The organism is Paraburkholderia bengalensis (genome assembly GCF_037126505.1).
In the GTDB taxonomy this organism is placed as follows: domain Bacteria; phylum Pseudomonadota; class Gammaproteobacteria; order Burkholderiales; family Burkholderiaceae; genus Paraburkholderia; species Paraburkholderia bengalensis.
The window spans coordinates 1-9,942 of the sequence record NZ_JACFYJ010000164.1 but is presented as its reverse complement, the minus strand read 5'-3'; the positions used below and the strand labels follow the sequence as shown (position 1 = coordinate 9,942).

At 66.0% G+C, this 9,942-nt stretch carries 10 protein-coding genes and 1 pseudogene; 6 read left to right on the top strand and 5 right to left on the bottom strand.

Annotated features, from left to right (window positions below; all coding sequences use genetic code 11):
- The 3 genes and pseudogenes from H3V53_RS41205 to H3V53_RS41195 all read right to left on the bottom strand — a co-directional run.
- A pseudogene (locus tag H3V53_RS41205) lies at positions 1-166 on the bottom strand (porin); the annotation flags it as partial.
- Positions 167-235: 69 nt separating this feature from the next.
- On the bottom strand, positions 236-2,014 hold the full coding sequence (gene araD, locus H3V53_RS41200; protein WP_336602735.1) for an L-arabinonate dehydratase: 1,779 nt from the start codon (positions 2,012-2,014) through the stop codon (positions 236-238).
- A gap of 98 nt (positions 2,015-2,112) precedes the next feature.
- Positions 2,113-3,051 carry a dihydrodipicolinate synthase family protein gene (locus H3V53_RS41195; RefSeq protein ID WP_336602734.1) on the bottom strand — a complete coding sequence of 313 codons (939 nt, stop codon included), beginning with the start codon at positions 3,049-3,051 and terminating at the stop codon, positions 2,113-2,115.
- A 217-nt stretch (positions 3,052-3,268) separates the two neighbouring features.
- Between H3V53_RS41195 and H3V53_RS41190 the strand changes: the two genes are divergently transcribed.
- A complete protein-coding gene (locus H3V53_RS41190; protein ID WP_336602737.1) occupies positions 3,269-3,574 on the top strand; it encodes a putative quinol monooxygenase in 306 nt (101 codons plus the stop codon).
- A gap of 48 nt (positions 3,575-3,622) precedes the next feature.
- Positions 3,623-4,009 carry a DUF488 domain-containing protein gene (locus tag H3V53_RS41185; protein WP_336602733.1) on the top strand — a complete coding sequence of 129 codons (387 nt, stop codon included), beginning with the start codon at positions 3,623-3,625 and terminating at the stop codon, positions 4,007-4,009.
- Between the two features lie 46 nt (positions 4,010-4,055).
- Here the strand turns inward: H3V53_RS41185 and H3V53_RS41180 are convergent, their stop codons facing one another.
- Together H3V53_RS41180 and H3V53_RS41175 are read right to left on the bottom strand one after the other, a co-directional pair.
- Positions 4,056-4,781, bottom strand: a complete 726-nt coding sequence (locus tag H3V53_RS41180) for an SDR family oxidoreductase (protein WP_336602732.1) — start codon at positions 4,779-4,781, stop codon at positions 4,056-4,058.
- Positions 4,782-4,821: 40 nt separating this feature from the next.
- Entirely contained in the window at positions 4,822-5,412 is a 591-nt protein-coding gene (locus H3V53_RS41175) for an ester cyclase (protein WP_336602731.1), read from the bottom strand.
- 107 nt (positions 5,413-5,519) lie between these two features.
- On the opposite strand from H3V53_RS41175, the gene H3V53_RS41170 reads away from it, so the two are divergent.
- The 4 genes from H3V53_RS41170 to H3V53_RS41155 form a co-directional block, all read left to right on the top strand.
- Positions 5,520-6,434: a LysR family transcriptional regulator gene (locus H3V53_RS41170; RefSeq protein ID WP_336602730.1), complete on the top strand. Its 915-nt coding sequence runs from the start codon at positions 5,520-5,522 to the stop codon at positions 6,432-6,434.
- 274 nt (positions 6,435-6,708) lie between these two features.
- Entirely contained in the window at positions 6,709-8,385 is a 1,677-nt protein-coding gene (locus H3V53_RS41165) for a methyl-accepting chemotaxis protein (RefSeq protein ID WP_336602729.1), read from the top strand.
- 23 nt (positions 8,386-8,408) lie between these two features.
- Positions 8,409-8,897, top strand: a complete 489-nt coding sequence (locus H3V53_RS41160; protein WP_336602728.1) for a chemotaxis protein CheW — start codon at positions 8,409-8,411, stop codon at positions 8,895-8,897.
- Positions 8,876-9,942 (top strand): CheR family methyltransferase (locus tag H3V53_RS41155; RefSeq protein WP_419539740.1); only part of this gene is annotated, 1,067 nt, incomplete at its 3' end. The genes H3V53_RS41160 and H3V53_RS41155, both read left to right, overlap by 22 nt.

The following is a 9,942-nucleotide window of genomic DNA, read 5'->3' as shown; positions in this document are numbered from 1 at the left end:
GTACTGCACGTTCGTGTAGGTCGCCGTGATGTCGAACTGGCTGCTGAACGTGTAGCCCGCGCCGACCGCGAAGCGCTGCTGCGACTGCGCCGTCTGGTAGCCGTTGGTCACGGCCGACACGCCCGCCTGCGTTCGACGTCGCCGAGTCGGTGCCGAACGGGCCGCCGTTGTCGAAGACGGATAGTGTTCCTGGCTTGTGCGCTCCTCTTCCCGCATCCACTCGCCGCCCAGCGACTCAGTGAATCTCCGGCTCGCCCGTGGCGCCTGCCGCTGATCCGCCCGCGCCGTCGCGTTGCAGGAAGTCGAAATCGCAGCCCTTGTCGGCCTGCAGCACGTGCACCTGATGCATCGCGCCGTAGCCGCGCGAAAAGCGCGGTTCGGGCGCGACCCATTCGGCCTTGCGACGCGCGAGTTCTTCGTCCGATACGAGCACGTTGAGTTTGCGCTGCGGCACGTCGAGCTCGATCATGTCGCCGTCGCGCACCAACGCAAACGGCCCGCCAATGAACGATTCGGGCGCCACATGCAGCACGCACGCGCCGTAACTCGTGCCGCTCATGCGCGCATCCGAAATGCGCAGCATGTCGCGCACGCCCTTTTGCAGCAGCTTCTTCGGAATCGGCAACTGGCCCCACTCGGGCATGCCCGGCGCGCCGACGGGCCCTGCGTGCTGCAACACGATCACGCAGGTCTCGTCGATGTCGAGCTCGTCGCTATCGATACGCGCGGCCATGTCGTTGTAGTCCTTGAACACCACCGCGCGGCCCGTGTGCACGAGCAGATGCGACTCGGCCGCGCCCGGTTTGATCACGGCGCCATCGGGCGCAATGTTGCCGCGCAGGACCGCGAGGCCGTTATCCGGCATCAGCGGATTGGCGCGTCGGCGGATCACGTCGTCGTTGAAGATCTGCGCGCCTTCGAGGTTCTCGCCGAGCGTTTTGCCGTTCACCGTCTCCTGGGAGCCGTCGATCAGTTCGCCCAGTTCGGCGAGCATCGCCTGCAGGCCGCCCGCGTAATAGAAGTCCTCCATCAGATACGCGCCCGTCGGACGGATGTTCGCGAGCACGGGCGTGCGGCGCGACATGCTGTCGTAGCGGTCCAGCGTCAGATGAATGCCCGCGCGGCGCGCGAGTGCGATCATGTGCACGATCGCGTTGGTCGAACCGGACAGCGCGAGACAGGTGGTCACGGCGTTATCGATCGATTTCTCGGTGAGAATGTCCGACGGCTTCAGGTCTTCCCACACCATCTCGACGATGCGCATGCCCGTTTTTGCCGACATCTGCGCGTGACGCGAGTCCGGCGCGGGAATCGATGCGAAGCCGGGCAGCGTGAAGCCGAGTGCTTCGGCAGCGCTCGTCATGGTCGAGGCCGTGCCCATCGTCATGCAATGGCCCGGCGAACGCGCGATGCCGCCCTCGACGCCCTGCCAGTCTTCTTCCGTGATCTTGCCCGCGCGCAGGTCGGCCCAGTACTTCCAGGTGTCGGAACCTGAGCCGAGCGTCGCGCCGTTCCAGTTGCCGCGCAGCATCGGGCCGGCGGGCAGAAAAATGGTGGGCAGGTCCATGCTGATCGCGCCCATCAGCAGCGCGGGCGTGGTCTTGTCGCAGCCGCCCATCAGCACGACGCCGTCGGCGGGATACGAGCGCAGCGTCTCTTCCGCTTCCATCGCGAGGAAGTTGCGATAGAGCATCGTGGTGGGCTTCTGGAACGGCTCCGAGAGCGTTTGCACGGGCAACTCGATGGGAAAGCCGCCCGCCTGCCAGATGCCGCGCTTGACCTCTTCCACACGCTGTTTGAAATGCGTGTGGCACGGGTTCATCTCGCTCCACGTGTTGAGGACCGCGATGACGGGCTTGCCCGCGTATTCCTCGCGGCTGTAGCCCATCTGCGCGGTGCGCGAGCGATGCCCGAACGAGCGCAGATCGTTCACGCCGTACCAGCGGTGGCTGCGCAGTTCTTCGGGGGTCTTGCGGGCTTTGCCGCTCTTGCGTTCGTTGCCGTTATTGCTCACGTTCGTCTCGCTCCAGGTATTGCTTCCATTCCACTGCGATGCTGCTCCACGTCACGCGAACGCGCACTGCACGCTCACCCGCGTTACCACTGAACGGATCAGGCATGCGCCGCGCGTGCGTATTCGTTGTCGAACGCGAGCAGCTCGCGGGCGGCCTGCGCCACGGCCGCGTGATGCTCGACAGGCGTTTGGCTCAGCAGCGGCAGCATCGCGCCCATGCCGGCGACGCCCGCGAACGTCACGGCGTCGTGCAGCACGCGAATCAGCGAGATGTTGTCGCGCAGTGTTTCGAGCGGCATGAAGGCGTTGTAGAGGCGCTGCGCTTCGTCCATGCGCCCTGCTTTCGCGGCGGCGAGCAGTCCCATCACGGCGTGCGACGCGATACAGCCCGAGCCCGTCGTCCATGCGGCAAGGCCGAACTCGCGCACGTGCGTGAGCGCCGGGCGCTCGCCCATGCCGGAAATCACGCGCGCCGGGCTCACGTTCTCGAGCAGACGGCGCAGATACGGATCATTCGACGCGTTCTCGCGCACGATCGCGTACTTCACGGCGATCAGCGTGCCGCGGTCGACGAGACGCGCAAGCGTATCGACGTCCACGTAGTCTTCGCTCTTGATGTAGAGCGTGAGCGGCATGCCCGCTGCATCGACGATGCGCGTGAGCCCCGCTTCGACGCCCTGCGGCGTCGTGAAGCCGGAAAGCGGCAGCACCATTGCCGTGCGATACGACGTCTGCGCGAGGATGCGCGCCTGGTCGAGCATCTTGCCGAAGTCCGGGCCGATGGCGGGAATCACGCGCGTCGTGGCCGCGGCGCTGCCGGCCAGCATGTCGAGCAGATCGCGATATTCGCTGACGGCCACGTGATAGAAGTTCGCATTGCCGCCATACAGCAGCGTGCGCACGCCGCCCGCCTCGATATGGCAGATCAGCTTCTGATTGGCGTCGATATCGAGCGACAAATCTGCGCGGCGGGCGAGCGGCGGGACTGCCATCACGGTCGATGCGAATTCGCTCTCGACGATCTGGGACTCGTTCATAAGATTTCGTGGTTCGGATGGGTGGCTGACAAGCTTCAAAATTAGCACCCGCGCCGCAATGTTGTCAAACAACTTTTCTGCGACTCGATGTTTCCCTTGAAATCGTTTGACAACGATTTCATGCGCGGGCGCAGAACGCGCGGCGTGAGCCGCCACAAGCGGGTAAATTGGGAAGATTCGAGTTGAGGTTCTCACCCACCGTCGAAGGAGGCAGATGATGATCAAGTACGCATTGTTCGCGCGTTTCGAAGCGAAGCCCGGCAAGGAAGCCGATGTCGAAGCGTTTCTGCAGAAAGGGCTCGAACTGGCGAATCAGGAAACCACGACGCCGGTCTGGTTCGCGCTGAAGATCGCCGAGCACACCTATGGCGTGTTCGATGCGTTTCCCGACGAAGCCAGCCGGCAGGCGCATCTCGATGGCCCGATCGCGAAGGCGCTGATGAGCGTCGCGGACGACCTGTTCACGGGCCCGCCGCAGATCGGCCGAATCGACGTGCTGGGGATGAAAAACACGCTCGGCTGACCGACGTCCCGCGACACTAAAAAGACCACAAACCAGGAGACCTGCCTCATGCCCATCCGCATCGTTCGACTGGGCTCGGAACGCACGCCCGACGAAGGCGTACGCATCGGCACCGTGCGGCGTCCGCCGCGCGGCGTCCCGAAAGCCGAGTTCGGCAGCCGCAACTTCTACGACGTCTGGCTGCCGACGCTGTCACCCACGCCGGAACTCGTCAGCGAGGCACTGGCCGCCACGACCGAGGCCGAATGGAAGGCGTTCGTGCGCAAGTTCCGCGCGGAAATGAATCACGGCGACGCGCCGAAAGTACTCGATACGCTCGCGGCGCTGTCCGCCACGTCGAACTTTTCGGTCGGCTGCTATTGCGAGGACGAGAACCGCTGCCACCGCAGCGTGCTGCGCGCGCTGCTCGCCGAGCGCGGCGCGACGCTCGCGTAGCGCCCCTTCGAGTAGCGCCCCATTTCAGGTGCCCGCGCCGGCGCGCTCAGGCAATCGCGCCGCCGCCGTCGACGAGCACCGTCGAGCCCGTCGCGTAGGGCGTCGAGGCGAGATAGACGATCGCATTAGCCACGTCTTCGGGCTGGCCGACGCGCTTTGCGGGCAGCCGGTTCGCGGCGCTTTCGAACATGCCTGCGCGCGCTTCGTCGGACAGCTTCGACCACAGCGGCGTGGCGATCAGTCCCGGCGACACGGTGTTCACGCGCACGGGCGACAGTTCCAGCGCGAGGCCGCGCGCGAGCGCCTCGAGCGCCGCGTTGATCGCGCCCTGGAGCACCGACGCCCCGCTCGGCCGCACGGCGAGGAAGCCCGATACGAAGGTCAGCGATCCGCCGTCGGCAATCCTGGCAGCGCGGGCCACCGCACGGGCCACCCGGTAGGCGCCCCAGAACTTGCTGTCCATCGCCTGGTAGGCATCGTCGAGCGGCAGTTGCCGCACAGGGCCCGACGGCGTTTGCGCCGCCGAAATCACGACATGATCGTACGGCTGCTGCGCGGCGAAGAAGGCATCGACGGCGGCGGCATCCGCGGTGTCGAGCACCGCTGTCTGCACGCCGTGGCCGATTTTGGCGGCCGCCTCCGACAGCTTCTGCGCATTGCGCGACGCGATCGTGACCTGCGCGCCGAGCGCCGCGAACGCCTGCGCCGCGGCCGCGCCGATGCCCGAACTGCCGCCGACGATCAATACGCGTTTCGATTGAAGCGAATTCATGGTGTCTCTCCAGAGCAAACAATATCGATGAATCGGGCCGTCAGTTCGCGACGGCGCCAAGCTGCTGCAAGAATGTCAGGTTGTCTTCGAGATGCCAGTTGTCGGCGATACGGCCGTCCTTGATACGGTAGATGTCCGTCGCGATGAAGTCGACGTTCTGCCCGTGGCCCTGCACGCCCTTGAACTGCCCCGTGAAGTGGCCTTGAAAGCGCAGATGCACGATCACGTGGTCGCCCGCCACCACCATCTGCTCAATCTGCGCCTGCATGTCGGGCACCGCGCCGCGCACGAACTTCGAGGCGGCAAGCGGCCCTTCGATACCTTGCGCGCGTCCGGGCGGCAACGTGCGGTCGGTGAAGTCGTGGGCGAGCGCGGCGCGTGCCAGCGATTCGTCGCCCGTATTCCAGAACGTGTCGTAGCGGCGCGCGGCCAGAATCTGCGCGTCGCGTTGCGCTTTCGGCAGGCTGCGATCGACGGTCAGTTGCTGCGGCTGGACGAGCGCGGCGGCATTGCTTGCGTGGCCGGCGGCGGCCGGGCTGACGGCAAACGCGGACGCGGCGGCAAGCGATGCGAGCGCCAGCCCGGCAGCGGACAGCAGGCGGCACAGCGAAACAGCGGGACGGATCGACATGATGGGCTCCTTGAAAAAACAAAGCATTCGATGACCGTCATGCTAGGCTTCGCGATACGGAAGAAATACTGCTTCCAGACGGATGAATCCTTTCCTTTTTGAGAAGAATGACTGATACCCGTATCGATAGCCTGCCGGCGCTGATGGCGTTTTCCCGCGTGGTCGCGACAGGCAGCCTGTCGGCGGCTGCGCGCGAGATGGACCTGCCGCTGTCCGTCATCAGCAAGCGGCTCGCGCATCTGGAGAAAAGCGTCGGCGTGCGGCTGATCCAGCGCACCACGCGCCGGCAGACGCTCACGGAAGAAGGCGCGCTGTTTCACGCGCGCGTCGTGCGGATACTCGACGAGATCGAGCAGACGGAAGCCCTGCTGTCGCAGCGCCGCCAGGAAGTGAGCGGCCTGCTGCGCGTCACTGCGCCGGGTCAGCTCGGGCGCCAGACCATCGCGCCGCTGATCGCCGATTTTCAGCGGCTGCATCCGCAGCTCGCCGTGCAGATGGAGTTGACCGATGCCGTCGTCGATCTGGTCGAAGGCGGGCTCGATCTCGCCATTCGCTTCGGCAGTCTGGCCGATTCGTCGCTGATCGCGCGCCCGCTCGCGCCGAATTTCCGCGTGCTGTGCGCATCGCCTGCGTATTTGAAGTTGCACGGCACGCCGAAGCATCCGCACGATCTGATGTCGCATCGCTGCATCCTGATTGGCGATCAGCGCCGCGGCGAATGGCGCTTCGAAGGCGACGAGAGCGTCGCGGTGCGCATCGATGCCGCAATCGTCACGAACGACGGCGAAGCCGCGCATCGGCTCGCGCTCGCCGATGCCGGCATTGCCGTGAAGTCGATCTGGGACGTGGGCGACGACATCCTCGCGGGCAAGCTGCGCCGCGTGCTGCCGCAGCATTCGATGTCAGCGGCGCCGCTGCATGCCATCTATCCCCACAGCCAGCATCTCGCGCCGCGCGTGCGCGCGTTCGTCGACTATCTGCGCGAGCGGCTCGCGCAGGCATGGCGCTGGGACACGCTGTGAGCGTTGGGCGGCTCGGCTTGCGATAGCTCGCGTTTGATGAATAACTGCATGCGCTGCTGCAAACCCGCCAGCTCGGGTATCGCCTTCTTATGCGATTTGCAACAGCCTTGCCTTCCCTTTCAAAACGCCGATCTGACGCAGGTTTCGCGGACTTTTTGGGATAATGAAACGCCAGGGAATCGTGTAGTTTCCACATAGCGTCGGCGTGGACCGTGCGGATGATCGCCACCCGCAACGCCGCCTCACTACTTCAACACTGAAAGAGTCATCGACAATGGCCACTGCGACGTCCCGTTCCGGCGACACCACGCTGCTCGATCCGAAGCACGCAAACCGCTTCACGCTCGGCAACCGGATCATGCTGAGCTTCGGCGCGCTGTTCGTGCTGATGCTGGTGATGGCCGCGATATCGTGGACCCGTCTGCGCGCGATGGACGACGAAGCGCTGAGCATGGGCCGCGATTCCGTGCCCGGCCTGTATCTGGCAACCACGCTGCGCGCCAGCGCCAACGAAAGTTACGCGATGCTCGAACGCGCGCTGTTCGTCGAAGGCAGCGACGACGCGACCCGGCACGACCTCGAACGCATCAGCCAAGCGCTGCGCACGCTCGACCGGGCGTCGGCCGAATATCAGGCGACGCTCTATCGCGACGCGGACCGCGAGCGCTACCGCGCATTCCGCACCGCGTGGGACCAGTACCTGCCGCAGTTCAACGAAGCCATGCGTGCGGCGCCCGCGTCGAGGGAGCAAGCGCAGGCCATCTTCGTCAAGCTCGGCGCGTCATGGGACGGCGTGATTCGCGCGGCCAACGAGCTCGTCAACGAAAACCGCATGCAAGCCGACGAATCGGCGAAAGCAATCCGCGATTCCGTGACGGGCACGGAGATCACGCTCGCCGTCGCGCTCAGTGTCACGCTGCTCGTCGCGCTGTTCACGGGCTTCACGCTGTATCGCGCGATCACGGTGCCGATGGCCGCGCTCGTCGACGTGCACAACGTGATGCGCACGGGCAACCTGACGCAGCGTCTGAAGCTCGGCCGCCGCGACGAGTTCGGCACGCTCGAAGATGGCTTCAACCGCATGGCGGAAGAACTGAACAGCCTCGTTGCGCAGGCGCAGAAGTCGTCGCTGCAGGTGACGACTTCCGTGGCCGAGATCGCGGCGACATCGAAGGAACAGCAGGCCACGGCGACGGAAACGGCGGCGACCACGACGGAAATCGGCGCGACCTCGCGCGAGATTTTCGCGACCTCGCGCGACCTGCTGCGCACGATGAACGAAGTGTCGAGCGTCGCGGAGCAGTCGGCGACGCTTGCGGGCGCGAGCCAGAGTGGCCTCACGCGCATGGAGGACACGATGCGCAGCGTGATGGAAGCGGCCGGCTCGGTGAACGCGAAGCTCGCGATCCTCAACGAGAAGGCCGTGAACATCAACCAGGTGGTCGCGACGATCACGAAGGTCGCCGATCAGACCAACCTGCTGTCGCTGAACGCGGCCATCGAAGCCGAAAAAGCGGGCGAATACGGGCGCGGCTTCGCTGTCGTCGCCACGGAGATCCGCCGGCTCGCGGACCAGACGGCCGTGGCCACCTACGACATCGAACAGACCGTGAAGGAAATCCAGTCGGCCGTGTCGGCGGGGGTGATGGGCATGGACAAGTTCTCCGAGGAAGTGCGGCGCGGCATGCGCGACGTGCAGCAGGTGGGCGGGCAGCTGTCGCAGATCATCCATGAAGTGCAGACGCTCGCGCCGCGCTTTCAGCTCGTCAACGAAGGCATGCACACGCAGGCCACCAGCGCCGAGCAGATCACGCAGGCGCTGTCGCAATTGTCGGAGGCCGCGCAGCAGACGGCGGAGTCGCTGCGCCAGTCGTCGCAGGCGATCGACGATCTGACGCTCGTTGCGAACCAGCTGCGCACGGGCGTGTCGCGCTTCAAGATCGAAGCGTGACGCGGCATCCAGGCGCGCAGCCCATGCTCTTCCTTCTCTTTGAACTCGACGGCGATCGTTACGCGCTCGATGCCGCCGACATCGTCGAAGTGCAGGCGCTCTGCGCCGCCAAGGCGATTCCCGGCGCGCCTGCGTGGGTCGCGGGCGTGGTGGAGCGCGACGGCGAACCCGTGCCCGTCGTCGACGTCGCGCAGCTTGCGCTCGGGCGCGCGTCGCAGCAGTGGCGCTCGACGCGGCTCGTGTTCGTCCGCTATCGACAGCACGACGATACGGGCGCGCCTGACCGTTTGCTCGGCCTGGTCGTCGAGCAGCGCGACGCAGACGCGCCGCATCGCGCGCGAGCGTTTCGCCGACAGCGGCTCGCTACGCCGCACGCGCGCTGGCTCGGCCCCGTCGCCAGCGACGCGCTCGGCATGATCCAATGGATCGACGTGCAGCAGATGCTCGGCGACGACGTCAAAGCGCTGCTCTTCCCGCAACCCGTAGCCGAATGTCCATCCGCTCCGCAATGAACGCCGCGACTGCCTTCGTTTCGCGTTTCGAATCCTGGCTGTTGCGGGAGACGGGCATCGACGCGTCGTCGCTCGGCGTCAACGCGCTCGAGCGCGCCGTGCTCGAACGCGTGCGCGTGACGCGGCTCGGCGCCGACGCGCACGACACGAACGCCGCCGTCGATCCCGCCGACATCGAGGCGTACTGGCAGCAGTTGACGCTGTCGGCATCGGAGCGGCAGGCGCTGATCGAGACGCTCGTCGTGCCCGAAACGTGGTTCTATCGCGACCGCGAGGCGTACGTCGCGCTCGCGAGGCTCGCCAACGAACGGCTCGTGCGTGACCCGCTGCATGTGCTGCGCGTGCTGAGCCTGCCGTGTTCGACAGGCGAAGAGCCCTACACGGTCGCGATGACCCTGCTCGACGAAGGCATCGGCGAGAGCCGCTTTAGCGTCGACGCATTCGACATCAGCGCGCGCGCGATCGCGCGTGCACGCGCCGGCATCTACGGGCGCAATTCGTTTCGCGGCCATTCGCTCGCATTCCGGGACCGGCATTTCACGGCGCTGCACGAAGGCTGGCAACTGAGCGAGCGCGTGCGGCAGACGGTGCACTTCACGCACGCCAATCTGTTCGACATGCAGGCGGATGCGCAGGCGCCGTACGACTTCATTTTCTGCCGCAACGTGCTGATCTATTTCGATCGCGACGCGCAGGATCGCGCGATCCGTCTACTCGACGCGAGTCTCGCCGAAGGCGGCACGATCTTCGTCGGTCCCGCCGAAACGGGCTTGATGATGCGTCACGCGATGAACTCGGCGCGCATTCCGCTCGCGTTCGCATTCCGGCGCAGCACGCCGGACGAACTGGATACGGCGCGCGCCGCGCAACGGATCACTGCGCACGCGCCGACGCGGCCGTCGTTCGCTACATCGTTCGCTGCGCCTTCGCCCGCGGCGGCCATGGCGCCGCGCGATGTACTCGCGCCGGCGCCCGCCTTCAAACGCGATGCCCCCCCGCGCGAATGCGCCGCAAGCCGCGCGGCCCGCCGCCGAACGCGCCGAAC

What these genes read in the sequence shown, in the direction of transcription:
- H3V53_RS41195 (WP_336602734.1), bottom strand. Translation starts at nt 3,051, where the DNA reads ATGAACGAGTCCCAGATCGTCGAGAGCGAATTCGCATCGACCGTGATG.
- H3V53_RS41190 (WP_336602737.1), top strand. Translation starts at nt 3,269, where the DNA reads ATGATCAAGTACGCATTGTTCGCGCGTTTCGAAGCGAAGCCCGGCAAG.
- H3V53_RS41185 (WP_336602733.1), top strand. Translation starts at nt 3,623, where the DNA reads ATGCCCATCCGCATCGTTCGACTGGGCTCGGAACGCACGCCCGACGAA.
- H3V53_RS41180 (WP_336602732.1), bottom strand. Translation starts at nt 4,781, where the DNA reads ATGAATTCGCTTCAATCGAAACGCGTATTGATCGTCGGCGGCAGTTCG.
- H3V53_RS41175 (WP_336602731.1), bottom strand. Translation starts at nt 5,412, where the DNA reads ATGTCGATCCGTCCCGCTGTTTCGCTGTGCCGCCTGCTGTCCGCTGCC.
- H3V53_RS41170 (WP_336602730.1), top strand. Translation starts at nt 5,520, where the DNA reads ATGACTGATACCCGTATCGATAGCCTGCCGGCGCTGATGGCGTTTTCC.
- H3V53_RS41165 (WP_336602729.1), top strand. Translation starts at nt 6,709, where the DNA reads ATGGCCACTGCGACGTCCCGTTCCGGCGACACCACGCTGCTCGATCCG.
- H3V53_RS41160 (WP_336602728.1), top strand. Translation starts at nt 8,409, where the DNA reads ATGCTCTTCCTTCTCTTTGAACTCGACGGCGATCGTTACGCGCTCGAT.